Genomic DNA, 26,646 nt, shown 5'->3' on the forward strand with positions numbered 1-26,646 from the left:
GGAGTTGTTTTGAAGGACAAGTTAACCCATATCCTCAATCGAGCTTCTGAAGAGATTCAGAAGCTAAGGGATAAATTTACTGCTCGTATTGCCGCTAATACGAATCAGATTCATCGCTCATATTGGGCGTTACCCCCAGAGACGCGTGCCCGTCTCCGCTTAGTCATTATTTGTGTTTCTATTTTGATGCTGGGTATTGTGATTGGTTTGTTTGTTAACGTGAACCGTCCAGTCAAACTTGAGAAAACAGCCAAGACTTTATCGATTGAAAACAGTGGTGCAATGGAGTTAAAGCTCCCAGGCGTAGATCTCAATCCAAATATTTATATTTTCCAAGATGCCGTAAAAACTCAAGTGCCTGTTGAGTTAAATGTTCCGGGCCGCCTAGCATTTAATGCTGAAAAATCTAAGGTACTCTCTGCTAGAGCCCCTGGAAGGGTAGAGCGTATCTATGCTTTTGATGGCGCGCCAGTTGAAGTCGGCTCTCCAGTGGTTGAGCTCTATAGTCCTGAGTTTCTCTCTGCGCAACAAGAGTATTTATTGTCCTCTAAGACCGCTAAAGTGCTTGAGGCGAACAAGACAATGAGTGATCTGTTGGGCGATGCTCAAATTACGCAACAGGCTGCTGCAAACCGGATGCGTAATCTAGGGGCGAGTGATGGAGATATTAAGACTTTAGATAAAAGTGGAAAAACCCAATATAACTTAGTGATGCGCTCTCCTTTGCAGGGCGTGGTGGTAAAGCGCTCAATAGAGCCAGGATCGATCGTAAATGCTGGCGATGTTTTGGTGACCTTGGCAAATCCTAAAGAGTTGTGGTTCTTAGGTAATGTGTACGAGCAGGATATTCGGAAGATTCAAAAAGGGCAGGCCATGGTGCTGCGTTCCGAGTCCTATCCTGATAAGGAATTTATTGCAACGGCCAATTACATTGCGCCAGCGATTGATCCAGAGACACATGCTTTGCTCATCCGTTGTGATGTTGAAAATACCGATGGTTTATTGCGCCCCGATATGTATGTCAGCGCAAAGCTTAAGACGGGCGAGGCAGAGGCTGTTGTCGTCCCTCAGTCAGCCATTGTGCGGGTACGTGAGATGCGTTATGTCATCATCAAAACATCTAAAGACACCTTCCGCCGTTTCTCAGTTAAAGGCTACGACCTTGATGGCAAGCGTTTCGCGGTAACCGAGGGGCTGGAGCCTGGAATGTTGGTCTTAACTGATGGCGCGGTTCTATTGAACGACCGTTTTGCCAAGCAGGAGGAATAATTGAGTTTTGTAACCTCCTTCATTCGGGGAGTTTTAGATAAGCGCGTCATTATTTTATTTGCCGCTGCTGTGCTGTTGGTGCTTGGCACATTTAGCTTAAAACAATTACCGATTCAGCCATACCCAGGAGTTGCGCCGCTGACGATTCAGGCGATTTCCCAATGGCCAGGGAGAAGTACAACTGAGGTTGAACAGCAAGTCACTATTCCAGTTGAGAATGCCTTAGCTGGTATTCCGGGGGTAAAAGCGTTTCGCTCAGTATCTCTGTTTGGTTTGTCCGTTGTTACGTTGAAGTTCAATGACAATGCCGACCCCTTTAAAGTTCGCCAAATCTTCATCACCAATTTAGGCAATGTGGCGTTTCCGCCAGGGGTAAATTCCAGTGTTAGTCCAGATTCAGATGCGACCGGTGAAATCTTGCGTTACCAGGTGACTTCTGATTACGCGTCACCTACACGTCTTAAGACCTTACAAAATTACGAGATCTATAAAGAGCTCAAGCAAACTCCAGGGGTAGCTGACGTTTCTTCCTTTGGTGGCAAAGTTCGCCAATATCAAGTCATTGTTAGCCCAGAAAGTCTTCAGTCCAAGGGCGTGACTGTGCCTCAGGTGATCGATGCACTAACGAAAGCGAATGACAACACTGGTGGTGGCATATTGCCAAGTGGCGAGCAACAGTTTGTCGTGCGCGGTGTGGGCCTACTGAAGAATATTGCTGATATTAAACAAGTAGTTGTTGCAGTCAATAAGGGAGTACCAGTTCGAATTGGCGATATTGCAACTGTTCTTATTGGTAATGCACCCCGCTTGGGCCTGTTTCAGTTCGATAGCAATCCAGACTCTGTTGAAGGGATCGTCTATCTACGTCGCGGTGAAAATGCCTCAGAAGTCTTGGCTCGCGTGCGTGAAAAAATTGATAACGTCAATAATCACATCTTGCCACCCGGTATTCAGGTGAGACCTTTTTATGACCGACAGGTGTTGCTGGACATCACTGTAGGCACTGTGAAGCACACCATGTTCTTTGGCATCACCATGGTTCTGGTATTGCTCTATGTATTTTTAGGTAATTTCCGCGCTGCGGCAGTCGTAGCCGCTGTGATTCCGTTAGCGCTATGTTTCTCTTTCATCATGATGTATATATTCAATGTGCCAGCGAATTTGATCTCGCTAGGAGCAATTGACTTCGGTGTGATTGTGGATGCGGCTGTGATCATTACGGAAAACGTGATGCGCCATATGGAAGAGGGTGGTAAGCGGGTCAATCAAAGCATTATTTTGGCCACTAGCGAAGTCCAGCGTGCCATGATTTATTCCACCAGCATCATCATTGTGGCTTATTCACCGTTGTTTTTAATGGGCGGTGTTGAAGGTATTATCTTTAAGCCAATGGCCTTCACTATGGGCTTTGCTTTGGTGGCCTCGATTATTCTGAGTTTGACCTTCTTGCCGGCATCGATGTCTTATGTTTTTGGTGAAAATTTCCATCATGCGCCGCCTAAATTCATTACTTGGATGCTCGAGCGTTATCGCCCTTTGCTCCGAAAGTGGATGGATCATCCTCGTCATGTGATTGCTGTATCTATTTTTATCTTAGGCGTAACTTTATTAAGCGCGACTCGATTGGGAACGGCGTTCTTACCAACGCTCGAAGAAAACAATATTTGGTTGCGCGTGACCTTACCTAATACGGTTGATCTTGATTACTCTATTAAGGTTGCCAATCAACTGCGTGAGACTTTCTTAAAGCAGCCAGAATTAGAAAAAGTTGCCGTTCAAATTGGTCGCCCTGATGATGGTACGGATTCTACTGGGGTATTTAACCAAGAGTACGGCTTGTATTTAAAGTCTCCTGAGTCGATGCCAAAAGGCACAAGCAAGCATGTTCTATTACAACATCTGCAGGCTGAGCTCGATAAGATCCCGGGTATTAATTACAGCTTCTCTCAGTACATCCAAGATAACGTGAATGAGGCCTTATCTGGAGTTAAGGGAGAAAACTCAGTCAAAATTTTTGGCTCCGATCTAGAGGTGCTTGCACAAAAAGCGCATGAAGTAGTGACGCAACTCAAAAAAGTACGCGGTATTGAGGATGAAAATACCCTCAAAGAATTGGGTCAACCTACTTTGAATATTCAGATCGATCGCGATAAGGCTGCGCGTTACGGCGTGAATGTCAGTGATATTCAAACAGTGGTTGCAAATTCGATTGGCGGTGCGCCAGTTTCAAACTTCCTAGAGGATGAAAAAACCTTTGGAATTGCCGTTCGTTTAAATGAAGCAAGCCGCAATGACATTCCCGATGTCACGAACTTATTGATTGATACACCCAATGGGCAAAAGGTTCCCTTGGGTATGGTGGCTAATGTTCGATTAACCGATGGCCCATTCTTTATCTATCGTGAAGCAGGTAAGCGCTACATCGCTGTGATCTTTAGTGTACGTGGTCGAGACTTGGGTAGTGCTGTAGAGGATGCCAAGTATTTAGTTGAAAAGAACGTAGCTTTACCAACGAATTACACTATTGCTTGGGACGGTCAATTTAACCAAATGAAGGCTGCACAACAAAAGCTCATGGTCATCATTCCATTGACGCTCGTTGCCATTTTCTTATTGCTTGTAACTGCCTTGGGTAATTTCCGCGATGCAGTGATTGTTTTGATCAACGTTCCATTCGCTGCTATTGGTGGCATCATTGCTTTGCATCTTGGTGGCGAGACCTTGAGTATTTCTGCTTTGTTTGGATTCTTATCGCTCTTTGGTATTGCAATCCAAGATGGTGTGATTTTGATCTCTTATATTAATAAGACCGTAGCTGAAGAGCATGGCGCCATGAAAGATGCGATGGTAGATGGTGCTGCATTGCGTGTTCGCCCTGTGCTAATGACAGCAATGTTGGCTGGCTTAGGTCTTCTACCTGCAGCTTTGTCCCATTCGATCGGTTCCGAGGCGCAACGTCCGTTGGCTCTTGTGATTGTGGGCGGCATGGTAACCACTACGATTTTAACTTTACTAGTTTTGCCAGTGATCTACGCAGCAATGAGAGCGCGTGGCACACGTAAACAGGGGCTTGTTTAATCATGTCAAAACAACCGCATATCTTGGTTTCAAATGATGATGGCTATTTGGCTCCTGGCTTATTAGCCTTAGTCAATGCGGTACGTCCATTAGGGCGAATTACTGTGATTGCTCCAGAACAAAATCACAGCGGGGCTTCAAACTCCTTGACGCTCTCTAGACCACTCTCGATTCATCGAGTAGCTGGCGGTGAGCGTGACGGTTTTTTCTTTATCAACGGTACGCCAACCGATTGTGTGCACGTTGCCATGACTGGATTTTTGGATGAGAAACCTGACCTAGTGATCTCTGGCATCAATCAAGGCGAGAACATGGGTGAAGATACGCTTTACTCTGGCACAGTTGCTGCTGCAGTTGAGGGCGTGATGTTTGGTGTACCAGGCATCGCTTTCTCACAAATTGATCGTGGGTGGAATCGTATTGAAGATGCCGCTAAAGCAGCGCATGATGTAGTAGCCCAAATGCTGGTTTCTGCCTTGGCTCGTACTGAGGGTGCGGCAACACTACTGAACGTCAACATCCCTAATCGTCCTTATGCTGATTTATATCGCTGGCGTGTAACCCGTCTCGGTAATCGTCATCACTCACAACCAGTAGTCGTGCAAGACAGTCCACGTGGCGAGAAGATCTACTGGATTGGCGCCGCAGGCGATGTCAAAGAGGGCTCTGAAGGTACTGACTTTCATGCAATTGCTGAAGGATGTATCTCGATTACGCCAATGCAACTTGATTTAACGCACCATGCTCGTTTAGCGGCAATGCGCGCAAATGGCTGGGACCGCGGTTGAAGGCTCCGACCGAACGCTTTGCTGCTTATCGGCAGGCTCTAGCAGCGAAAGTACATGCTGGGGGAGTAAAGCACGGCAAAACATTAGAGGCAATTGCCACTGTCCCACGTCATGCTTTTATGGATGCTGGATTACATGCGCAAGCCTACGAAGATACTGCGCTACCAATTGGGCATGAGCAGACCATCTCTAAACCATCAGTAGTTGCACGCATGATTGAGTTACTTCACAAGCCTAAACATAAACTTGGCAAAGTATTGGAGATTGGTACCGGTTGCGGTTACCAAGCGGCGGTACTGAGTTTATTGGCAGACGAGGTTTATTCCATAGAGCGTATTCGTCCGCTACATGACATGGCAAGAGCTAAGTTGCGCCCATTTCGCATTAACAACCTTCGTTTAATATATGGCGACGGTATTTTAGGTTTGCCTCAGGCTGCTCCATTTGATGGGATTATTTTGGCTGCAGCTGGCTTGGGTATTCCGGATGCCTTGCTAGATCAGTTATCGATAGGTGGACGCTTGGTAGCCCCAGTCGTCAAGAATGACAAAGAGCAGCAGCTGGTAATGGTTGAAAGAATGAGTTCCCAGCGCTATCAAAGAACTGTACTGGACGGGGTCTTTTTTGTACCCTTACAATCAGGGGTAGTATGAGATTTATGATGAATTCACCAATTCAGAACCCAATTTAATGTCATCCACTTTATTGAAGCTTTTCCTCGCCGCGCTCATGTCCTCATCTTTGATGTTGATGGTTGGATGTTCTACACCTCGCACTAAGCCTGCTAGCGTGACTGATCGTAGCGGTGGCTCAACTGAGCCTGCGCCCCCTGGTTACTATCGCGTTAAAAAAGGTGACACCTTGGCGCGCATTGCTTTGGACCATGGTCAGGCACCGCGTGATGTGGTGCAGTGGAACAAGACAGCCAATCCTAGCTTTAATCCCAACGTGATTGAGGTCGGTGACTTGATCATGGTTAAAGCACCAGCAGGAACTAAGCCCGCAAAAGTGGCTGAGAAAAAACCTGCAGCGGATAAAGCAGATTCAGTAGCCTCCACTCCTGAGTCAGCGAAAAACGAGGTAGTTGCTGAGCCAGGTATTCGTTTATCTTGGCCTGCAAAAGGTAAGGTTACTGGTGAGTTCAGTGAGACCAATAAAGGGATTGATATTGCCGGCAAGGTCGGCGAGCCAGTTCTTGCCGCCTCTGATGGCAAAGTAGTCTACGCAGGTAATAGTTTGCGTGGCTATGGCAACCTTGTGATTGTTAAGCACGATAATACCTATCTCACTGCTTATGCCCACAACAGTAAGCTCTTGGTAAAAGAGGGTGATGCTGTTCGTAAGGGTCAGAAGATTGCTGAGATGGGCGATACAGACACTACTGCAGCAAAGCTGCATTTCGAGTTACGCGTTAACGGCAAACCTGTTAATCCAACGCCGTACTTGCAGTAATGTTGTTCGTCTAAGGTAGGCGTCATGGCGACCGTTCTTGTCTTTGATATTGAAACCATTCCAGATGTCTCTGGATTACGTCGTCTGGAGAATTTTCCAGACTCCATGAGTGATGCCGAGGTTGCTAGCAAAGTGATGGCTGAGCGCGCAGAAAAGACCGGTAGTGAATTTCTACCCTTGTTTCTGCAAAAGATTGTTGCCATCTCTTGTGTGATTCGCAGAACTACTAAAGAGGGCTTGCCACAAATTAAAGTGGGCACTCTAGGCACTCCGCAGGATGATGAGAAGGTCCTAATACAAGCCTTCTTTGATCTCATCGAAAAATACACCCCTCAACTCGTTTCTTGGAATGGCAGCGGCTTTGATTTACCCGTGTTGCACTATCGCGCATTAGCGAATCATGTGCAAGCTCCCCGCTACTGGGAGATGGGTGAGAGCCAGGATTCTGATAGCCGAGAATTTAAGTGGAATAACTACATCAGTCGTTATCACATGCGTCATCTTGACATGATGGATCTGTTGGCTAAATTCAATGGTCGTGCGAATGCCCCTTTAGATGGGTTGGCAAAGCTATGTGGTTTCCCGGGCAAGATGGGTATGGACGGCAGCCAAGTATGGCCCGCGTATCAAGATGGCAAGATTAATGACATCCGCCGTTACTGCGAGACCGACGTGGTCAATACCTATCTCATGTACTGCCGCTTTCAATTGCTGCGTGGCGGCTTTTCTCACGCTGAATATCAAGAAGAAATTGAGTTTGTTAAGGCTTATTTAGAGGGAGAATCTAAAGAGCCTAATGGCAGTCAATGGCAAGAATATCTGCAAGGTTTTTCTGCGAATGCGTAGAGGGGATAAGCCGGTCAATATTGAGGTGACTGAGCCAATTAAAGTCGAAGCACTGGATTTGGATGCCCAGGGGATTGCACGCCTAGCCCCCAATGAGGAGGAGGTCGCCCAAGGTCAAAGCGGTAAGGTGATCTTTATTAAGGGTGCGCTGCCAACCGAGTTAGTCACTTACACTATCACCAGTGATAAAGCGCGCTTTAGTAAGGCTAAAGTACGCGACATTCTGAAACCCGCCGTATTTAGGGTGGAACCTAAGTGCAAAGCCTTTGGTGTGTGTGGTGGCTGCACCATGCAGCATCTAGATATACGAGCGCAAGTGGCTATCAAGCAGCGTGTACTTGAGGATGACTTGCAACATATTGCCAAGGTAAGGCCTGAAGAAATTCTGCGCCCGATGGGTGGCCCTACTTGGGAATATCGTCACCGCGCACGTTTAAGTGCTGTCAATCGCTCCATTAAAAAAGGTACCGTACTGATTGGTTTTCATGAGGGTAAGAGCGGCTATGTAGCTGACATGCTGGCTTGTGAAATTTTGCCCAAGCATGTATCGGATTTATTGCCAGAAATGCGTAAGCTAGTGATGGGTTTATCAATCGTTGACCGCATGCCGCAGATTGAGATTGCGGTTGGCGAGCCGGAAGATGCCTTATCGGATGATCCTAAGAAATCAAAACCAGTCACTGCTTTAGTGTTTCGGAATCTCAAGCCTTTAACTGCAGATGACGAGCAACTTCTGCGAGCTTTTGCGGATCAGCATCAGGTTTGGATATGGCTCCAGCCCAAGGGTATTGAGACTGTTGCACCGTTTTACCCTGAGACCGGCAAGCTTTGTTATCGGCTGCCTGAGTTTGAAATTGAGATGCCCTTTAAGCCTGCAGATTTCACACAGGTCAACCATATGATGAATCGTGCCTTAGTTAGTAGGGCGATTCGCTTATTGGAAGTGAAAGAAACAGATCGAGTATTGGATCTCTTTTGCGGTATTGGAAACTTCACATTACCCCTTGCCAGAAAAGCAAAACAGGTTTTAGGGATCGAGGGTTTGGAGAGTTTGACGACTCGAGCTAAAGCCAATGCAGAGCATAACGGGCTCGTTGATAAAGCCAGCTTTATGCAAAGCGACTTATTTCAAGTCACAACAGAAACGATTGCATCATGGGGTAAAGCAGAGCGCTGGTTAATGGATCCGCCGCGCGAGGGCGCAATGGAGATTTGCAAGGCGCTTGCAGAATTGCATATTGCACAAAGTGAATTGTTGCCACAACGCATCGTGTACGTGTCCTGCAATCCCAAAACTTTGGCGAGGGATGTGGAGATCTTGTGCCATCAGGCAGGCTACACATTAAGTAGTGCGGGCATTATTAATATGTTCCCCCACACCTCCCACGTGGAGTCTATGGCCGTATTTGATCGTCTATAGCCCCTCAAACCCCAGATTTAGTTCTATTTTCCGTAAGTATTGCCCATATTTAGTGCATTTAGCCTGATGCTGGTGCGGCGCCCTCAAAATCATGTCTTATAGAAGAGTAGATTGAGTTTGTGCAGTGATGTATTTCTGCCCAACTTTTTTACCTTCGGGAGAGCGTCATGAAAGCCTCAGATAGTTTTGCAATCTTATTGATCTTGCTTGCACTATCCTATGCTGTGAGTATGTTTGTAGCAACTTAATTATTTAGCTAAACAAACAGACTAAATAGCAGTAGTAAAAAAGGCGCCCGCAGGCGCCTAATGAGAACAACACACTAAAGTTTTAGCGTGTCTTAATCTCCCTTAATCTCGATTACCACCAACAATACCCAAGAGGGCAAGTAAGTTGGTGAAGACGTTATAGACATCTAAATAAATAGCCAGAGTAGCCATGATGTAATTTGTCTCGCCACCATTGATGACGCGTTGAACATCAACCAGGATGAAGGCTGAGAAGATGGCAATGGCTAACACCATCACTGTCAACATCAACGCTGGTAATTGCAGCCAGATATTTGCCAATGAGGCAATGATCAAGAGAAGTACGCCTACCATCAAGAATTTGCCTAGGCCAGAGAAATCACTCTTGCTCACTGTTGCAATGGTTGCCATTGTGGCGAAGATTGCAGCCGTACCGCCAAATGACAACATGATCAATGTCGCACCATTGCTATAGCTATTGAGGGTGAAGCCAATCAAGCGGGACATCATGATGCCCATAAAGAAGGTAAAGCCCAGGAGCAGGAGAACGCCCACGCCTGTATCTTTATTCTTTTCAATTGCCCAGAAGAAGCCAAAGGCTACGGCCATGAAGACGATAAAGCCAATAAATGGACTACCAGAGAAAAGGCTTAGACCCATGGCCACTCCAAGCCAGGCGCCAATCACGGTTGGAATCATGGAGAGCGCCAAGAGGGCATAAGTATTACGGAGAACGCGGTTGCGCACCTGGACATTACTAATTGAGCCGGTTTGGCCAAAGCCGTAAGAGTTCAGATCACTCATATTGACTCCTTCTTTTTCATAGTGAATACAAGAGCCCATGAAGGGCTGTTGAGGTTAAGTATAGACAAAACACCCTAATTTCAAGCCCCCACAGAAAAGACCTACAAATTAAAGGCTTATGCCCTGTAAATTCAAGGGCTTAGCCCTACAGACATAGGGGTAAATACGGTCAGGCAATGTATAATTCGGGGGTCGCTGGAGTGGGGTGGCTTATTGACCTCACCTAGCAAATACCTTTGAAATCACTATTGGAGTCTTGCATGGCAATTGAACGCACCCTTTCTATTATCAAACCTGATGCTGTCGCTAAAAACGTCATCGGCAAAATCTATGACCGTTTTGAATCCGCTGGTTTGAAGATCATTGCTTCCAGAATGGCGCATTTGTCACAAAATGAAGCTGAGCAGTTTTATGGCGTTCATAAAGACCGTCCTTTCTTCAAAGATTTAGTGAGCTTCATGATTTCTGGTCCTGTAATGATTCAAGTGTTGCAAGGCGAAGGCGCTATTGCTAAGAATCGTGACTTGATGGGTGCTACTGATCCGAAGAAGGCAGAAAAAGGCACAATCCGTGCTGACTTTGCTGACAGCATTGATGCAAATGCGGTTCACGGTTCTGATGCTCCTGAAACAGCTGCTGTGGAAGTTGCATTCTTCTTCCCTGGCATGAATGTTTTCAATCGTTAATCAACGATTGCTAACGAACAACCTATTTAATTTATAAGTAGGCGCAGTGACCTCCCCGCGCGTAAATCTCTTAGATTTTGACGCTGACCAAATGGCAGCGTATGTCGCGGGGTTGAATGAAAAGCCCTTTAGGGCAAAGCAACTCATGCAGTGGATACACCAACGCGGTGTAGCTGACATTAATGATATGAGTGATTTAGCAAAAAGCTTTAGAGCAACTTTGCTAGATAAAGCAGAAGTACTTTCACTTCCCGTTATTAAAGATGAACACGCCAATGACGGCACACGCAAGTGGCTATTGGATGTGGGTGCTGGCAATGCGGTTGAGTCTGTGTTTATTCCTGAGGATGATCGAGGTACCTTGTGTATCTCTTCTCAGGCAGGCTGTGCAGTTAATTGCCGTTTTTGCTCAACTGGCCATCAAGGCTTCTCACGTAATCTGACTTCTGGCGAAATCATTGGTCAACTCTGGTTTGCTGAGCATCTTTTGCGGAACGACCCTGAGGCTATTCGTAGAATTGAGAAGTTTCCAACGCCAGGTTGGGAACACACAGGGCGTGTGATTTCAAATGTGGTGATGATGGGCATGGGTGAACCCTTGCTCAACTATGACAACGTTGTATCTGCATTGCGCTTGATGCTGGATGATAGGGCGTACGGTTTATCACGCCGTCGTGTGACAGTTTCTACATCAGGTGTAGTGCCGATGATTGATCGTCTCGCACAAGATTGTCCAGTAGCGTTGGCGGTTTCATTGCATGCACCCAATGACGCATTACGTGATCAATTAGTGCCACTCAATCAAAAATATCCCCTGCGTGAACTGCTTGATGCGTGTGAACGTTACTTACCATTTGCGCCAAGAGATTTCTTGACCTTTGAGTATTGCATGCTCGATGGCGTGAATGACTCTGACATCCAAGCAAAAGAATTAGTGCGCTTACTTAGAAACATTAAGTGCAAAATTAATCTCATCCCATTTAATCCTTTCCCGGAGTCTGGCCTCAAGCGCTCATCAGCCCAACGCGTCAATGCTTTTGCCGGTATCCTTTTAGATGCGGGCATGGTGGCTACTGTGCGTAAGACGCGCGGTGATGACATTGCTGCCGCCTGTGGTCAGCTGGCAGGGGATGTAGTCGACCGCACCCGTGTGCGTGAACGTGCTGTTCACAATACTGAGATCGAGCTCACAGAGGTTGGGTCGGATGAAGAGTTTGATGAGGATACCAATCTGGGGCCAAACGAGCATCCCATCGAGTGGCTCAAAAAGCTTAAGTAAAAAATGAGAACCCAACCCATAGATCCTAATGAGCTCTAATCAATCATTGTCACCACTGCCGCTGGGCCCATCCCTTAAGCGTGCAACGCGTCAAGCAACCGTTGCCTGGAAAACCAACATCATTACCGTTGGTGGGGATGCACCAGTACGTGTGCAGTCAATGACTAATACCGATACTGCGGATGCGGTGGGTACTGCAATTCAGGTAAAGGAATTAGCCCGCGCTGGTTCGGAGATGGTGCGTATCACTGTCAATACTCCAGAGGCTGCTGCTGCAGTTCCCTATATTCGTGAGCAGTTGGACAAGATGGATGTCTTGGTGCCATTGATTGGCGACTTCCATTACAACGGGCATACTTTATTAAATGATTTTCCGGAGTGCGCTAAAGCCCTCTCGAAGTACCGCATCAATCCAGGCAATGTGGGTAAGGGCGCCAAGCGCGATCCACAATTCGCGCAAATGATTGAAGCCGCTTGCAAATACGACAAGCCTATTCGAATTGGTGTGAACTGGGGCAGCTTGGATCAAGAGCTTCTGGCTTCGATCATGGATGGCAATGCAGCTCTGGCAAATCCAAAAACTGCTCAAGAAGTGATGATTGAGGCTTTGATTCAGTCGGCTTTGCAGTCAGCAGAAAAAGCAGTTGAGTTTGGTATGAATCCTGATCAGATTTTGCTTTCTTGCAAAGTTAGCAATGTTCAAGATTTAGTTGCTGTGTATCGTGATCTATCTCGACGCTCTGACTATCCGCTGCATTTGGGTTTAACTGAAGCAGGCATGGGTAGCAAAGGCATTGTTTCCTCTACTGCAGCAATGAGTATTTTGTTGCAAGAAGGTATTGGCGATACGATTCGCGTTTCATTAACGCCTGATCCAGGTGCTCCTCGTGAAAATGAAGTCATCGTTGCCCAAGAAATATTACAAACCATGGGCTTGCGTAATTTCACGCCAATGGTGATTGCATGTCCAGGTTGCGGCAGAACTACTAGCACTACCTTTCAAGAGTTAGCGGCGAATATCCAGTCTTATTTGCGCCAACAAATGCCTCTTTGGAAGAAAACCCATCCTGGCGTAGAAAATATGAATGTTGCTGTAATGGGGTGCATCGTCAATGGCCCAGGCGAAAGCAAACATGCCAATATTGGTATTTCTTTACCAGGAACTGGTGAAAGCCCTGCGGCGCCAGTGTTTGTCGATGGAGTTAAAGTCAAAACGCTACGTGGTGAGAAAATTGCCGAAGAGTTTCAGGTGATCGTAGATGACTATGTTAAACAAAACTACGCTGCCAAGCTTTAACAAGAAGAATAATAAAAATGACTGACGAGAACAAGCAAACTAAAGTCCAGAAAACTCAAAAGATAAATGGCGTGCGCGGTATGAATGATTTACTGCCGGCGGATGCGGCGCAGTGGGCTCATCTTGAGCATGTATTGCGTGATTTAACTCATGCTTACGGCTATGAGTTTTTGCGAACACCTATTGTTGAGGCAACTGCCGTATTCCAGCGTGGCATCGGTGAGGTTACCGATATTGTTGAAAAAGAAATGTATTCGTTCGAGGATCGCTTGAATGGCGAGCAACTCACCTTACGCCCTGAGGGTACTGCCGCATTAGTGCGCTCTGTAATTGAAAATAATTTGTTATACGAAGGGCCTAAGCGTCTTTGGTACACCGGACCGATGTTCCGTCATGAGCGCCCACAGCGTGGTCGCTATCGCCAGTTCCACCAGTTTGGTGTTGAGGCCTTAGGCTTTGCCGGACCTGATATTGATGCTGAAATCATTCTCATGGGTCAGCGTTTATGGGACGAGTTGGGATTGAAGGGCGTTCGTTTAGAAATGAACTCCCTAGGTCAGGCCCCTGAGCGTGCTGAACACCGCGCCGCATTGGTTACTTACTTTGAGAAAAATCAATCGCAGCTAGACGAAGATTCACAGCGTCGTCTCATTACCAATCCCTTGCGTATCTTGGATTCTAAAAATCCAGAGATGCAGGCATTGATTGAGGGCGCACCAAAATTATTGGATTTCTTGGGCGAAGAGTCGCTGAAGCATTTCAATGCGGTACAGGCATTAATTAAAGCAAATAACATCCCTTGCAAAATTAATCCTCGTTTAGTTCGTGGCCTTGATTACTACAACCTCACTGTATTTGAGTGGGTGACTGATGAATTAGGTGCTCAAGGCACTATTGCTGGCGGTGGACGCTATGACCCATTAATTGAGCGTATGGGAGGCAAAGCCGCGCCGGCTTGTGGTTGGGCGATGGGTATGGAACGGGTTCTAGAATTAATGAAGGTTTCTGGATCATTGCCAGAAGCTCAGGCTCAATGCGATATTTTTGTATTGCATCAAGGTGGCGAGACGTTGACTGCCTCCATGATCATCGCTGAACGCTTGCGGAGCGCTGGAATCGATACCATCCTGTTCTGTCCTCCTGATGGTCAATCAGCCAGCTTTAAGTCCCAAATGAAGAAGGCTGATAGTAGTGGGGCTGCCTTTGCGGTCATTATTGGACCTGATGAATTAGCCAAGAATGAGGCGCAACTCAAGGACTTGCGCGGTACGGGCGAGCAGAAGTCTGTACCCCTGGATGATGTCTTAGGTGCTGCAATTGATGCCTTGGTAGGCGCCTCCGAATAGAATTAAGCTAATACATACTAATTACCTATTAAATAAGTTTGGATTGACATGCCTTTAGATCTAGAAGAACAAGAACAATTAGACCAATTCAAAGCGTTTTGGCAAAAGTACCGCAACCTCATTACCGGTGTGGTTACGGTTGCGTTGTTTGCTTACGCCGCATACAGTGGATATCAATGGTGGCGCAATAGTCAGGCGCTCGAAGCCTCGAAGCTTTATGAAACGATGGTGGGCGCTATTGCTAAAGGTGATAAAGATCAGACTCTGCGCGCAACAGATGATTTACAAAAAGATTATGGCCGCACACCTTACGCAGCAATGTCTAGTTTGATCGCCGCACGGATCGCATCAGACGCAGGTGATACCGCGAAGGCTTTGGATTATTTGCGTTGGGCGGCAAAGAATGCATCTAATGATGGTTATCTTGGATTGGCGAAATTACGCCTAGTAACTCTATTGATTGAGCAGGGCAGTGAAAAAGATTTTGCAGAGGCTGATCAAATATTGAATGAGAAACCGATTGCTGGTTTTGAATCTTTATGGCTTGAGCGTCGTGGCGATTGGTATTTGGCGCAAAAGAAAAATGAGCAAGCTAAAGTAAGCTATCAAGATGCCTGGAAAAAATTAGACCAAGCAAAAGAATTTCCTGAAGAGGCGCGTCGCCTTCTCAAGGTTAAATTAGATGCTGTTGGAGGAGTTGCTCAGTGATGACTAAAGAAATCAAGCGTTTACCGATGTGCTTAGGCGCCGCCTTGGTATTGGGTGCCGTGGTAATTGCTTTAGCCGCATGCTCTGGTAGCTCCAGAGTAAGGAAGCCCGCTGATTTAGTGACCGTTACCAATCAATTTGATTTGCAGCCTGTATGGTCAACTAGCATTGGTTCATCTGAATCCTTTAACTTTCATCCTATTGTTGCTGGCGATGCGGTGTATGCAGCCTCTCATGGTGGTAACTTGGCAAAGATTGATTTAGCAACCGGCAATAAGGTCTGGTCAGTATCCGTTCCTGAGAATTTGTCGGTTGGCCCTGGCTCTGATGGCCGTACTACTGTTGCCGTTACCACCAAGGGGGTGGTCTACGCCTATGACGATACTGGTAAGCCGATGTGGAATGTCAGCGTTGGTAGTGAAGTATTGAGTGAGCCAGTGGTAGCCGGTGGCGTTGTCGTAGTGCGCGCGCTAGACAATCGCTTCATTGGACTGGATGCGCTAACGGGCGCTAAAAAATGGACTTATCAGCGTCAACAGGCTGCATTGTCATTGCGTGTTGGCTACGGCATGCTGGCTATTGGCAATGAAGTCATCGTTACTGGTTTCACTGGTGGGCGCTTTGGGATGATTGCTATTGCTAATGGCGGCTTAGTTTGGGAGACACCCGTTTCTTTTCCTAAGGGCTTCTCGGAGATTGAGCGCTTGAATGATGTCACCGCTAAACCAAGTATGGAAGGCGATATCCTCTGCGCAGTCTCTTATCAAGGACGTATTGGTTGCGGGCAGGCTCGTACAGGCAACCTTTTATGGTTCAAAGACTATTCAAGTTATACCGGTACCTCACAAAGCACCGACATGGTTTTCTCGGCAAACGATAAGTCTTATGTCACCGCCTTTGCAACAAAAGACGGCACTCAAGTTTGGGAAAACACGCAGCTGACATTCCGTGATGTTGGTGAGTCGCTTGCGGTAGGCAGGGTGCTACTCATGGGTGATGCTCAAGGTTATATCCATGCATTTTCACAGGCGAATGGCGAGATGGTTGCGCGTATTCGTCACGACAGTAGTCCAATCTCGGCTGCCCCCATTGCGGTAGGTGGCCTCATCTTGGTTCAATCTCAAGGTGGAAAAATAGCGGCGTACAGTCCAAAATGAATCCAGTCATCACTATCGTCGGCCGTCCTAATGTGGGAAAGTCGACTCTCTTTAATCGCTTAACGCGTTCACGTGATGCATTGGTGGCTGACTTTTCTGGCCTAACCAGAGATCGACACTACGGCAAAGGTCGTATTGGTGAGCGCGCTTTTATTTGCGTAGACACCGGTGGTTTTGAGCCAGTAGCCAAGACCGGCATTGTGGCTGAGATGGCAAAGCAGACCAAGCAAGCCGTTGCTGAATCTGACATTGTGATTTTCTTGGTTGACGGTCGTCTTGGTATGGCTCCACAAGATCGTGTCATCGCTGATTTCTTACGTAAGACTGGTCGACCCGTTATCCTCGCAGTTAATAAAACAGAAGGCATGCAGGCTGGCGTTGTCACAGCCGACTTCCATGAGCTTGGTTTAGGTGAGCCGTTCCCAATTTCTTCAGCACATGGCGATGGCGTGCGTGGCTTGATCGATGACGCATTAGATTCCCTTGGCATTGCAGAGCCAGATGAGGATGAATTGGCTAACGATCCAAATCGTCCAATGAAGATCGCCGTAGTAGGGCGACCTAACGTTGGCAAGTCAACACTGATTAACAAATTAATCGGTGAAGAGCGCGTCATTGCATTTGATATGCCAGGTACCACCCGTGATGCGATCGAAGTTCCCTTTGAGCGCAATGGCAAGCCTTACATCTTGGTTGACACTGCAGGCTTGCGTCGCCGTGGAAAAGTTTTTGAAGCGATTGAAAAGTTTTCTGTTGTTAAAACATTGCAAGCGATTGCTGACTGTAATGTGGTGATCTTGATGTTAGATGCTCAGCAAGATATTTCGGAGCAAGATGCACACATCGCTGGATTTATTGTGGAAGCTGGCCGCGCTTTAGTGGTTGCAGTGAACAAGTGGGATGGTTTGGATGCTTATGTAAAAGAGCGCGCTCGATTAGAGATTGCGCAAAAGCTACGCTTCCTCGATTTTGCAAACGTCCACCCAATCTCCGCTAAAAAGGGTACAGGCCTTAAGGAGCTCTTTAAGGATGTGGATTCTGCATATGCAGCCGCAATGGCAAAACTACCAACCCCACGCTTAACCCGTATTTTGCAAGAGGCGATTGAGCATCAACAGCCTAAACGCGTTGGTATGGGTCGTCCTAAATTGCGTTATGCCCATCAAGGGGGCATGAACCCTCCAATTGTGGTCATTCATGGTACATCCTTGAGTGGGGTGACGGATAGCTACAAGCGATACTTAGAAGGTCGCTTTAGGGATGTCTTTAAATTACGCGGTACGCCTCTGCGTATTCAGATGAATACCGCTAAAAACCCCTACGTAGAAGCGGATAAGGGTAAAAAAGGCAAAAAGCGTTAATTTAAGCTGAGTTTTATCTTTCATTCGAAATGGGCTTGATTTTTTCCAAAATCAGCCCAATATAGAGGGCTGATTGAGTAGTTTGTAATAAATGATTTGTAGTGAAGGTTTGTAGTGAATTGGTATTTAATAAAAAAGCAAGACTCCCAAAAAAGTAATAAAGCAAAAAATAATTAAGGAGCAGTATGAGTAATAGCAACCCCAACAAAATTCAATTACTTCAGGACCCTTTTCTCAATGCTTTGCGCAAAGAGCATGTTCCTGTTTCGATCTATCTTGTAAACGGCATTAAGTTACAGGGCAATATTGAATCTTTTGATCAATATGTTGTCCTCTTGCGTAATACCGTGACACAGATGGTTTACAAACATGCAATCTCCACGATCGTTCCCGCTCGTGCGATTGATTTCCGTTTGGAAGAAGCTAGCCCTGTATAAAACTGGAGTAGATGCGGCACGCGCCGTTCTGGTTGGTGTAGATACAGGACGCGAGGATTTTGCAGATAGCATGGCTGAGCTCAGTCTTTTAGCTGACAGCGCCGGCTCTATACCTGCAGCCAGTGTTATCGCACGCAAGGGCAAAACTGACCCCGCCTTATTTATTGGTTCGGGCAAGGCTAACGAACTCAAGAGGGTGATGGAGGAGCAGGGGGCAGAACTTGCCATCTTTAATCACCCGCTATCCCCAACCCAGCAACGCAATTTAGAACGTCACATTGGCTTTCATGTAATGGATCGCACAGGCTTGATTTTGGATATCTTTAGCCAAAGAGCGCAAAGTCATATTGGTAAGACGCAAGTTGAGCTTGCACAGGTCCGCTATCGCATGTCACGCTTAGTGAGAGCCTGGAGTCATTTGGAGCGTCAACGCGGCGGTATTGGTGTGCGTGGCGGCCCTGGTGAAACGCAGATGGAGTTAGATCGCCGGATGCTAGCCACTAAAGCAAAGCGCTTGGAAAATGAGCTTGAAAAGCTGCAGCGTCAGCAAAGAACCCAAAGACGTTCCCGAAATCGTAGAGATGTGTTTTCGGTCTCCTTGGTTGGATATACCAATGCTGGTAAATCCACCTTATTTAATGCCCTAACCAAAGCCGGGACTTATGCTGCTGACCAGTTATTTGCCACTCTGGATACCACTTCTAGAAGGGTCCATCTAGAGGGGGTTGGTTCCATTGTGGTCTCTGACACGGTTGGATTTATCCGGGATTTGCCTCACCAGTTAGTAGAGGCTTTTAGAGCCACCTTGGATGAAACCATCCATGCCGACCTGATTTTGCATGTCATTGATGCCTGTAGCCCTGTAGCTAGAGAGCAAAAAGCGGAAGTTGAAGCGGTTTTGGAGGAAATCGGGGCAGATGACATCCCCCGTATCGAGGTCATGAATAAGATCGACCAGATGCCTCTAACCTTCACCCGTGGGGCTGTTTTAGAGCGGGATGGGGAGGGTATTCCGAGCCAGGTTTTCCTGTCGGCCAAGACGGGCTTGGGCCTTGATTTACTCCGTTCAGCCTTGGCCGAATGCTCCCAAATGACTGATAGAATAAGGGTCGAGCACAACCGTGCCAAGAAGCAATTGGCCCCGGATGAGTTTTTAGAGCCTTTACCCGAACGACCAGAAACTTCTGAATTTAATCCGATTGCCAAGCGAAGCTATTTTTCAAATGATGCGTAAATTTCTCGACCTGTTTTCGGTCAATGATCCAGGTTGGGGCAATAGCCACAATGCCGGTGGATCCAAAGATGCCAAAGATGGGCAGGGAAATGAACGAGCCCCCAAAGCAGATCCAGAAACTAATAAGCCGGTAGAGACTCAACCAACGAATCAGCCAACTAAGCCAGACGGCCCACCAGACTTGGACGAGCTTTGGCGCGATTTCAATGACAGAATTGCCGGTATCTTTGGTGGCAAGAAAACACCAGGCGCAACAGGCAGTCCTACTGGTAGGCCAACGAATAAACCAAACAGCACCGATATTCCCCCACCTTCACAACGCGGAAATGGCGGTAACGGTGGTGGTAATGGCGGCATCAATGCGCCTAACTTTAATTTCAATAATCCATTTGGATCTAAAGCAAGCATTCTTGTTGCTGGAGCGCTGGTCTTCTTTGTGTGGATCTGCAGTGGCTTCTTCATTATTCAAGAAGGGCAGGCTGGCGTTATCTTAACTTTTGGTAAGTACGATTACACCGCTAAGCCGGGTATTAACTGGCATATGCCTTGGCCAATTCAGTCTGAAGAGACTGTGAATTTATCAGGAGTTCGCTCTGTAGAAGTAGGGCGCCCCGTATTAATCAAGGCTACCAATCAAAAAGATTCTTCAATGCTCACCGAAGATGAAAACATCATCGATGTGCGCTTTGCTGTGCAATACCGCCTCAAGGATCCTACGGATTACTTATTTAATAACCGTGATCCTGATGCGGCGGTAGTGCAAGCTGCTGAAACGGCTGTGCGTGAAATCGTCGCTCGCAGCAAGATGGATACCGTACTGTACGAGGGTCGTGAAAAGATTGGTATCGATTTAGCCAACTCAATTCAGAAGATTTTGGACAGTTACAAAACGGGCATTTACGTGACTAGCGTAACCGTCCAAAACGTTCAGCCACCAGAACAAGTTCAAGCAGCGTTTGATGATGCAGTAAAAGCGGGTCAAGACCAGGAGCGCTTGAAGAGCGAAGGCCAGGCTTATGCCAATGACATTATTCCGCGCGCCAAAGGTACTGCAGCCCGCCTGATTCAGGAGGCTGAGGGATACAAGGCTCGTGTAGTTGCTACTGCAGAGGGCGATGCCACACGTTTTAAACAAATATTGGTTGAATACTCTAAGGCGCCTCAAGTTACTCGTGATCGCATGTATATCGATAGCATGCGCGAGATGTATAACAACGTGACCAAAATCTTGGTTGATACCACCAAGAGCAATAGTCTCTTATATCTCCCACTCGATAAGATCGTTGCACAGGTGAGTGCTGAAAGTGCTCAAGCGGCAAATACACAGGCAAATCAGTCTGGTACCAACACTCCAACTGGTAGCGTGACAGTTGGTGGTGCCACTGGAGTAAATACTCCAGCCCCAACTTCCAGTGCTGCTCCTGCAGCTCCAGTGTCAGCTGTGAATAACTCTACCGATAAACGTGATGGTCTCCGTAGTCGTGATCGGGAGTCCAGATAATGAATGCCAATCGTTTAATCGCTGCAGGTATTGGCTTTATTGCGCTGATTTATGTTCTGTCCTCTAGTATTTTTGTCGTTGATCAACGTCAGTTCGCTGTGGTGTTCTCATTTGGACAGATTGTTCGTGTGATTGAGAAGCCGGGCATACAAATAAAGTTCCCAGCGCCATTTGAAAACGTGCGCTTCTTCGATCGTCGCATCTTGACAATCGATAATCCAGAAGCAGAGCGTTTTATTACTGCTGAGAAGAAAAACTTATTGGTAGATTCTTATGTGAAGTGGCGCATTGTTGATCCACGAAAATTCTTTATCAGCTTCAAAGGCGATGAGCGCTTAGCTCAGGATCGCTTAACCCAATTGGTTCGTTCCGCCCTGAATGAAGAATTCACTAAACGCACTGTGCGTGAGTTAATTTCTGATCAGCGTGAAGAGGTGATGCAGGGTATTCGCAAGAAGGTTGCTGATGATGCCTCTGATATCGGCGTAGAGATTGTTGATGTGCGCTTAAAGCGTGTTGACCTCTTGGCAGAAATCAGTGATTCTGTATATCGCCGTATGGAAGCAGAGCGTAAGCGTGTGGCTAATGAGCTCCGCTCCACGGGTGCTGCAGAATCCGACAAGATTCGTGCGAATGCAGAGCGTCAACGTGACACTATCCTGGCGGAAGCTTATCGCGATGCCCAAAAGATTAAAGGGGCAGGGGACGCTAAAGCGACTGCACTCTATGCAGAGGCGTTTGGGCGCGACCCCCAGTTTGCTCAGTTCTATCAAAGCCTAGAAGCCTATAGAAGTTCTTTTAAGGACAAGAAGGACATTATGGTGGTTGAGCCGAATGGTGAGTTCTTTAAGTTCCTGCACAAAAAATAAGAAAGCGAATAGTCCACATCATGAATCGCTGGTTACTTCCTGAAGATATTGCAGACGTTTTGCCCGCTGAGGCTCGCAAAGTTGAGTCATTGCGTCGTGCTATTTTGGATTTGTATCAATCCTATGGTTATGAGTTGGTTGCCCCTCCTATTTTGGAGTTTTTAGATTCCCTATTAACCGGCACTGGCTCCGATCTTAATCTGCAAACTTTTAAATTGGTAGACCAGTTATCTGGGCGCACCTTAGGTTTGCGTGCAGACATGACTCCGCAAGTTGCTCGTATTGATGCACATCTCTTGAATCGTGCTGGCGTCACTCGTCTTTGCTATGCCGGATCCGTTGCGCACGCTCGCACACCAGTTGGTAGCTCAGCGCGTGAAGAGTTGCAGTTGGGCGCAGAGATCTATGGATGTGCCACTTGGGAAGCTGATCTAGAGGCTATCACCTTGCTTCTCAAAACGCTGTCTCTTGCAGGCCTAGAAAAGGTTTACCTCGATTTATCTCATGCGGGCATTTTGGCGGGTATCTTAGATGGCCAGAATTTAGATAAAGCAACGGTTGAAGCTTTGTATAGCCTTTTGCAAAGCAAGGATCGTCCTCGCTTAAGTCAGTGGGCGGCGTGTTTGCCTGCGAATGTTGCTAAAGCGCTGATGGCCTTGACTGAGTTAAATGGCCCTTGTGCTGAAGTGTTGGCAAAGGCTAAGAAAGACTTGCCTAAGCACGTAGCAATTGATCAGGCTTTGGCAGATCTGGAGCGTTTAGTTTCAGCTGCAGCGAAGTTATCTGTCAACTTAGAGCTCAGTATTGATTTGGCCGATCTTCGTGGCTATCAATATCACAGTGGTGTGATGTTCGCGGCTTATATAGATCAGTTGCCTCAGCCTATTGCCAGAGGTGGTCGATACGATCATGTGGGTCAGGCCTTTGGTCGCCCTCGTCCAGCAACCGGATTTTCGTTAGATCTTTTGACTCTTGCAGGCTTATCACCCATGAAGGTGCGCAAGTTGGCTATCTTGGCTCCTTGGGTTGAGGATGCTGCATTAAGCAAGGCAATCACCGCTTTGAGAAGTCAGGGCGAGGTGGTGATACAGATTCCAGTAGGAACAGCAGCAGAAGCTGCCGAGTATGAATGTGATCGAGAACTGGTAAAGCAGGGCAGCTCTTGGGAAGTAAAAAAGAAGTAAAGCAATCAATTTGGCATTAAGCAGTTAACTTATTTTGTAATTATCTTTTTGGATTTCATTATGTCTTCAACGCAGCAAGCAAAAGGTCGTAACGTAGTTGTCATTGGCACCCAGTGGGGTGATGAAGGCAAGGGTAAGGTAGTGGATTGGTTGACTGACCATGCACAAGCAGTAGTTCGCTTTCAAGGTGGACACAACGCCGGCCATACATTAATCATAGGCGACAAGAAGACCATTCTTCGTTTGATTCCTTCTGGAATCATGCATAAAAACGTGATTTGCTATATCGGTAACGGCGTGGTGCTTTCACCAGAGGCGCTCTTTAAAGAGATCGGCGAGCTCGAGGCTGCTGGTTTAGATGTTCAGTCCCGTCTCAAAATTTCTGAAGCAACCACTCTAATTCTGCCTTATCACGTAGCTATTGATCATGCTCGCGAGAAAAAGCGCGGTGAGGCCAAGATTGGCACAACTGGTCGCGGCATCGGACCTGCGTATGAAGATAAAGTAGCTCGTCGTGCTTTGCGTGTGCAAGATTTGTTCTACCCAGAGAAATTTGCTGAGCAATTGCGAGAGAATTTGGAATACCATAATTTCATGCTCACAAATTACTACGGTGCTGAGCCAGTAAGCTATGAGAAGACTTTAGCTGAAGCAATGTCTTATGCAGAGCGTCTTAAGCCAATGGTGGTGGATGTATCCAGTGCCTTGTATGCTGCCGAGCAATCTGGTCAAAACTTGTTATTTGAAGGTGCGCAGGGCACATTGCTCGATATCGATCACGGCACCTATCCCTATGTAACCTCCAGTAACTGTGTAGCAGGTAATGCTGCTGCAGGTTCAGGAGTTGGGCCAGACTCTTTGCAATACATTTTAGGTATTACGAAGGCTTACTGCACACGCGTTGGTGCCGGCCCATTCCCAAGTGAGCTATATGACCATGACAATCCTGCAAGACAAGATCCGATTGGCGTGCGTTTGGCTGAAGTAGGTAAAGAATTTGGTTCTGTCACTGGACGCCCACGTCGTACTGGCTGGCTAGATGCTGCTGCTTTGAAGCGCTCGATTCAGATCAATGGCCTATCTGGTCTTTGCATTACTAAGCTAGATGTCCTTGATGGCTTTGAAACTATTCGCTTATGCGTTGGTTATCACCTTGATGGCAAGAAGTTAGATGTATTGCCGCGTGGGGCGGAATCAGTTGCCCGTTGCAAGCCAATTTATGAGGATTTCCCGGGTTGGAAGGGTACAACTTTCGGCATTCGCGAGTGGGATAAGTTGCCCGCCGAAGCCCAAAAGTTCCTTCGTCGTATCGAGGAAGTAGCTGGTAAGCCGATTGCAATGGTATCTACAGGCCCAGAGCGTGATGAAACCATTCTTCTCCAACATCCTTTCCAGGATTGATGGAAAATATTTAATCAACCATATTTATTAACTTTCGCTTTAGAGACAAAGGTTCACAACATGACTGCGCGCACTACTTGCAATAGCCTCCAGGTGGCAACTCCCTTATATAGATTCATCGAAGACAAAGTACTTCCGGGTACTGGTATTAAGAGTGCCGATTTTTGGAAAGGTTTTGATGAGATCGTTAAAGATCTCACGCCAAAAAATGATGCCTTGCTCGCAAAGCGCGATCGCATTCAGTTGGATTTGGACAAATGGCACCAAGCCAATCCAGGCCCAATCAAGGATATGCCTGCGTACCGCAAGTTTTTGAAAGAGATCGACTACTTAGTTGATGTGCCGGGAAAAATTACTGCAACCACCAAGAATGTAGATGATGAGTTGGCTCTGCAAGCTGGCCCTCAATTAGTGGTTCCAGTGCTTAATGCACGCTATGCCTTAAATGCTGCTAATGCACGTTGGGGCTCTTTATATGATGCCCTCTATGGTACTGATGTTCTCTCAGAAGAAGATGGCGCAACCAAGACTGGCGCTTACAACCCAATTCGTGGTGCAAAAGTAGTTGCATACGCTCGCAATTTCTTGGATCAAGCTGCACCATTGGCTAAAGGTTCGCACCGTGATTCAGTTGCGTACTCTGTTGATGGCAATAAGCTGTCCGTTAAATTAAAAGACGGCACTACAACAGGTTTAGCGGATGAGAAGCAATTTGTTGGCTACCAAGGTGAGGCAGCAGCGCCAAGCTCTATCTTGTTGCGCAATAACGGTGTTCATATTGATATTGAAATCAATAAGACTAAAACGATTGGTGCTAGCGATCCTGCAGGCATCAATGATGTTGTCCTCGAGGCTGCACTCTCCACTATTTTGGATTTGGAAGACTCGATTGCTGCCGTTGACGGTGACGATAAGATGCTTGCTTATGAAAACTGGTTAGGCATTTTAAAAGGTACTTTAGTTGAGGAGGTGAAGAAGGGCGATAAGACAATTACTCGCTCACTAAACCCAGATCGCAAGTACAAAGCCGGTATCGGCGCTGTTGATGAAAAAGATGGTGTGGTAACTTTGCATGGCCGTTCACTCTTGTTCCTTCGTAACGTTGGGCATTTAATGACGAACCCAGCCATCATTACTGGCGAAGGTAAAGAAATCTATGAAGGTATATTGGATGCGGTAGTGACTGTATTGATTGCTTTATACGACATCAATCGTCCAGCAAGCCAAACCATTGGTAATACTCGCAAGGGTTCTGTTTATATCGTGAAGCCAAAAATGCACAGCCCAGAAGAAGTCGCTTTCGCAGGCGAGCTCTTTGGGCGTGTTGAGAAATTACTTGGCTTACCAGCAGACACTGTGAAACTGGGCATCATGGACGAAGAGCGTCGCATGAGTGCAAATATCAAGGCGGCTATTGCTGCTGCCGGTGCGCGCGTAGCCTTTATTAATACTGGCTTCCTAGATCGTACTGGTGATGAAATGCACACAGCGATGTATGCAGGTCCAATGATGCGCAAAGGTGATATGAAAACCAGCAAGTGGTTATCCGCTTACGAGCGTCGTAACGTATTTGCAGGATTGGATTGTGGCTTGCGTGGCCGCGCTCAAATCGGTAAGGGTATGTGGGCAATGCCAGACATGATGAAGGCCATGGTTGAGCAGAAGATTGTTCATCCTAAAGCAGGCGCAAACACTGCTTGGGTGCCATCACCAACAGCAGCAACCTTGCATGCGCTGCATTATCATCAAGTAAACGTGGCTGAACTCCAAAAAGAAATGGAAAAGCTCGATACAGCCGCTGAAGCAGAAGCGCTAATCGATGATTTGTTGACTATTCCAGTGGTTGAAAAGGCCAACTGGTCTAAGGAAGAAATTCAGCAAGAGTTGGATAACAATTGCCAAGGTATCTTGGGTTATGTGGTGCGTTGGATTGATCAAGGCGTTGGTTGCTCCAAGGTGCCTGATATTCATAACGTAGGCTTGATGGAAGACCGTGCGACTTTGCGTATCTCCAGTCAGCATATCGCTAACTGGTTGCTCAATGGCATTGTGACTGCTGATCAAGTCAACGAGACCTTGCAACGTATGGCTAAAGTAGTTGATAGTCAAAATGCTGGCGATTCTTTGTATCAGCCAATGATGCCTAACTACCAAGATTCATATGCCTATAAAGCAGCGAGCGATCTGATTTTCAAAGGTCTTGAGCAGCCTAACGGCTACACAGAGCCTTTGCTGCATGCATGGCGTTTAGAGGTAAAGAAGGCGCACGCTAAGTAATCTA

General features: G+C 46.9%; 21 protein-coding genes and 1 pseudogene. 21 read left to right on the forward strand and 1 reads right to left on the reverse strand.

Translation table 11 applies throughout. The features are described from left to right. Positions 1-9: 9 nt before the first annotated feature. The 7 genes and pseudogenes from C2755_RS03740 (at position 10) to rlmD (ending at position 8,853) form a co-directional block, all read left to right on the forward strand. The gene (locus tag C2755_RS03740; protein WP_215321829.1) at positions 10-1,269 is read left to right on the forward strand and encodes an efflux RND transporter periplasmic adaptor subunit; all 1,260 of its coding nucleotides are present in this window, start codon (positions 10-12) and stop codon (positions 1,267-1,269) included. Continuing rightward, a complete protein-coding gene (locus tag C2755_RS03745) occupies positions 1,270-4,347 on the forward strand; it encodes an efflux RND transporter permease subunit (protein WP_215321830.1) in 3,078 nt (1,025 codons plus the stop codon). A 2-nt stretch (positions 4,348-4,349) separates the two neighbouring features. Beyond that, positions 4,350-5,135: a 5'/3'-nucleotidase SurE gene (surE, locus tag C2755_RS03750; protein WP_215321831.1), complete on the forward strand. Its 786-nt coding sequence runs from the start codon at positions 4,350-4,352 to the stop codon at positions 5,133-5,135. Positions 5,136-5,164: 29 nt separating this feature from the next. Continuing rightward, positions 5,165-5,788 (forward strand): annotated as a pseudogene (locus C2755_RS03755) (protein-L-isoaspartate(D-aspartate) O-methyltransferase); the annotation flags it as partial. A gap of 37 nt (positions 5,789-5,825) precedes the next feature. Beyond that, positions 5,826-6,587, forward strand: coding sequence for a peptidoglycan DD-metalloendopeptidase family protein (locus tag C2755_RS03760; RefSeq protein ID WP_215321833.1), 762 nt, complete (start codon positions 5,826-5,828; stop codon positions 6,585-6,587). A 24-nt stretch (positions 6,588-6,611) separates the two neighbouring features. Then, positions 6,612-7,433, forward strand: a complete 822-nt coding sequence (locus tag C2755_RS03765) for a 3'-5' exonuclease (protein ID WP_215321834.1) — start codon at positions 6,612-6,614, stop codon at positions 7,431-7,433. Next, positions 7,426-8,853, forward strand: coding sequence for a 23S rRNA (uracil(1939)-C(5))-methyltransferase RlmD (rlmD, locus tag C2755_RS03770; RefSeq protein WP_215322289.1), 1,428 nt, complete (start codon positions 7,426-7,428; stop codon positions 8,851-8,853). Before C2755_RS03765 ends, rlmD begins: the two co-directional genes overlap by 8 nt. Before the next feature lie 350 nt (positions 8,854-9,203). On the opposite strand, the gene C2755_RS03775 is transcribed toward rlmD, so the two are convergent. Continuing rightward, entirely contained in the window at positions 9,204-9,905 is a 702-nt protein-coding gene (locus C2755_RS03775) for a Bax inhibitor-1 family protein (RefSeq protein WP_215321835.1), read from the reverse strand. Positions 9,906-10,165: 260 nt separating this feature from the next. Here C2755_RS03775 and ndk point away from each other — a divergent pair, with 260 nt between their 5' ends. From ndk to C2755_RS03845, 14 genes are all read left to right on the forward strand, one after another. Further along, positions 10,166-10,591, forward strand: a complete 426-nt coding sequence (gene ndk / locus C2755_RS03780) for a nucleoside-diphosphate kinase (protein WP_071465494.1) — start codon at positions 10,166-10,168, stop codon at positions 10,589-10,591. Positions 10,592-10,637: 46 nt separating this feature from the next. Then, positions 10,638-11,870, forward strand: a complete 1,233-nt coding sequence (gene rlmN, locus C2755_RS03785) for a 23S rRNA (adenine(2503)-C(2))-methyltransferase RlmN (RefSeq protein WP_215321836.1) — start codon at positions 10,638-10,640, stop codon at positions 11,868-11,870. A 28-nt stretch (positions 11,871-11,898) separates the two neighbouring features. Further along, positions 11,899-13,167, forward strand: coding sequence for a flavodoxin-dependent (E)-4-hydroxy-3-methylbut-2-enyl-diphosphate synthase (gene ispG, locus C2755_RS03790; RefSeq protein WP_215321837.1), 1,269 nt, complete (start codon positions 11,899-11,901; stop codon positions 13,165-13,167). A gap of 17 nt (positions 13,168-13,184) precedes the next feature. Then, positions 13,185-14,513, forward strand: coding sequence for a histidine--tRNA ligase (gene hisS, locus C2755_RS03795; RefSeq protein ID WP_215321838.1), 1,329 nt, complete (start codon positions 13,185-13,187; stop codon positions 14,511-14,513). A gap of 48 nt (positions 14,514-14,561) precedes the next feature. Next, the gene (locus C2755_RS03800; RefSeq protein WP_215321839.1) at positions 14,562-15,221 is read left to right on the forward strand and encodes a tetratricopeptide repeat protein; all 660 of its coding nucleotides are present in this window, start codon (positions 14,562-14,564) and stop codon (positions 15,219-15,221) included. Beyond that, positions 15,221-16,378 carry an outer membrane protein assembly factor BamB gene (gene bamB, locus C2755_RS03805; protein ID WP_215321840.1) on the forward strand — a complete coding sequence of 386 codons (1,158 nt, stop codon included), beginning with the start codon at positions 15,221-15,223 and terminating at the stop codon, positions 16,376-16,378. The genes C2755_RS03800 and bamB overlap by 1 nt, the downstream gene beginning before the upstream one ends. Continuing rightward, positions 16,375-17,739 carry a ribosome biogenesis GTPase Der gene (gene der / locus C2755_RS03810; RefSeq protein WP_072582172.1) on the forward strand — a complete coding sequence of 455 codons (1,365 nt, stop codon included), beginning with the start codon at positions 16,375-16,377 and terminating at the stop codon, positions 17,737-17,739. The genes bamB and der overlap by 4 nt, the downstream gene beginning before the upstream one ends. A 185-nt stretch (positions 17,740-17,924) precedes the next feature. Continuing rightward, positions 17,925-18,176, forward strand: a complete 252-nt coding sequence (gene hfq, locus C2755_RS03815; protein WP_072582173.1) for an RNA chaperone Hfq — start codon at positions 17,925-17,927, stop codon at positions 18,174-18,176. Further along, complete coding sequence (gene hflX / locus C2755_RS03820; protein WP_256441241.1) at positions 18,109-19,410, forward strand: GTPase HflX; 1,302 nt, start codon at positions 18,109-18,111, stop codon at positions 19,408-19,410. The genes hfq and hflX overlap by 68 nt, the downstream gene beginning before the upstream one ends. Beyond that, positions 19,400-20,911, forward strand: coding sequence for an FtsH protease activity modulator HflK (gene hflK / locus C2755_RS03825; protein WP_215321841.1), 1,512 nt, complete (start codon positions 19,400-19,402; stop codon positions 20,909-20,911). Before hflX ends, hflK begins: the two co-directional genes overlap by 11 nt. Then, positions 20,911-21,780 carry a protease modulator HflC gene (hflC, locus tag C2755_RS03830; protein ID WP_215321842.1) on the forward strand — a complete coding sequence of 290 codons (870 nt, stop codon included), beginning with the start codon at positions 20,911-20,913 and terminating at the stop codon, positions 21,778-21,780. The genes hflK and hflC overlap by 1 nt, the downstream gene beginning before the upstream one ends. Positions 21,781-21,800: 20 nt before the next feature. Beyond that, positions 21,801-22,964, forward strand: coding sequence for an ATP phosphoribosyltransferase regulatory subunit (locus C2755_RS03835; protein ID WP_215321843.1), 1,164 nt, complete (start codon positions 21,801-21,803; stop codon positions 22,962-22,964). A gap of 60 nt (positions 22,965-23,024) precedes the next feature. Next, positions 23,025-24,365 carry an adenylosuccinate synthase gene (locus C2755_RS03840; protein WP_215321844.1) on the forward strand — a complete coding sequence of 447 codons (1,341 nt, stop codon included), beginning with the start codon at positions 23,025-23,027 and terminating at the stop codon, positions 24,363-24,365. Positions 24,366-24,425: 60 nt separating this feature from the next. Then, positions 24,426-26,642 carry a malate synthase G gene (locus C2755_RS03845; RefSeq protein WP_215321845.1) on the forward strand — a complete coding sequence of 739 codons (2,217 nt, stop codon included), beginning with the start codon at positions 24,426-24,428 and terminating at the stop codon, positions 26,640-26,642. Positions 26,643-26,646: the final 4 nt, after the last annotated feature.

This window comes from Polynucleobacter sp. MWH-S4W17 (assembly GCF_018687535.1).
Taxonomy (GTDB): domain Bacteria; phylum Pseudomonadota; class Gammaproteobacteria; order Burkholderiales; family Burkholderiaceae; genus Polynucleobacter.

Bases quoted from the DNA above. Each gene is read 5' to 3' on its own strand.
- der (WP_072582172.1), top strand. From the start codon at position 16,375: ATGAATCCAGTCATCACTATCGTCGGCCGTCCTAATGTGGGAAAGTCG.
- hflX (WP_256441241.1), top strand. From the start codon at position 18,109: ATGCAATCTCCACGATCGTTCCCGCTCGTGCGATTGATTTCCGTTTGG.
- surE (WP_215321831.1), top strand. From the start codon at position 4,350: ATGTCAAAACAACCGCATATCTTGGTTTCAAATGATGATGGCTATTTG.
- hflC (WP_215321842.1), top strand. From the start codon at position 20,911: ATGAATGCCAATCGTTTAATCGCTGCAGGTATTGGCTTTATTGCGCTG.
- C2755_RS03765 (WP_215321834.1), top strand. From the start codon at position 6,612: ATGGCGACCGTTCTTGTCTTTGATATTGAAACCATTCCAGATGTCTCT.
- C2755_RS03835 (WP_215321843.1), top strand. From the start codon at position 21,801: ATGAATCGCTGGTTACTTCCTGAAGATATTGCAGACGTTTTGCCCGCT.
- hisS (WP_215321838.1), top strand. From the start codon at position 13,185: ATGACTGACGAGAACAAGCAAACTAAAGTCCAGAAAACTCAAAAGATA.
- hfq (WP_072582173.1), top strand. From the start codon at position 17,925: ATGAGTAATAGCAACCCCAACAAAATTCAATTACTTCAGGACCCTTTT.
- C2755_RS03840 (WP_215321844.1), top strand. From the start codon at position 23,025: ATGTCTTCAACGCAGCAAGCAAAAGGTCGTAACGTAGTTGTCATTGGC.
- C2755_RS03760 (WP_215321833.1), top strand. From the start codon at position 5,826: ATGTCATCCACTTTATTGAAGCTTTTCCTCGCCGCGCTCATGTCCTCA.
- C2755_RS03775 (WP_215321835.1), bottom strand. From the start codon at position 9,905: ATGAGTGATCTGAACTCTTACGGCTTTGGCCAAACCGGCTCAATTAGT.
- bamB (WP_215321840.1), top strand. From the start codon at position 15,221: ATGACTAAAGAAATCAAGCGTTTACCGATGTGCTTAGGCGCCGCCTTG.
- C2755_RS03800 (WP_215321839.1), top strand. From the start codon at position 14,562: ATGCCTTTAGATCTAGAAGAACAAGAACAATTAGACCAATTCAAAGCG.
- C2755_RS03845 (WP_215321845.1), top strand. From the start codon at position 24,426: ATGACTGCGCGCACTACTTGCAATAGCCTCCAGGTGGCAACTCCCTTA.
- rlmD (WP_215322289.1), top strand. From the start codon at position 7,426: ATGCGTAGAGGGGATAAGCCGGTCAATATTGAGGTGACTGAGCCAATT.
- ispG (WP_215321837.1), top strand. From the start codon at position 11,899: ATGAGCTCTAATCAATCATTGTCACCACTGCCGCTGGGCCCATCCCTT.
- ndk (WP_071465494.1), top strand. From the start codon at position 10,166: ATGGCAATTGAACGCACCCTTTCTATTATCAAACCTGATGCTGTCGCT.
- hflK (WP_215321841.1), top strand. From the start codon at position 19,400: ATGATGCGTAAATTTCTCGACCTGTTTTCGGTCAATGATCCAGGTTGG.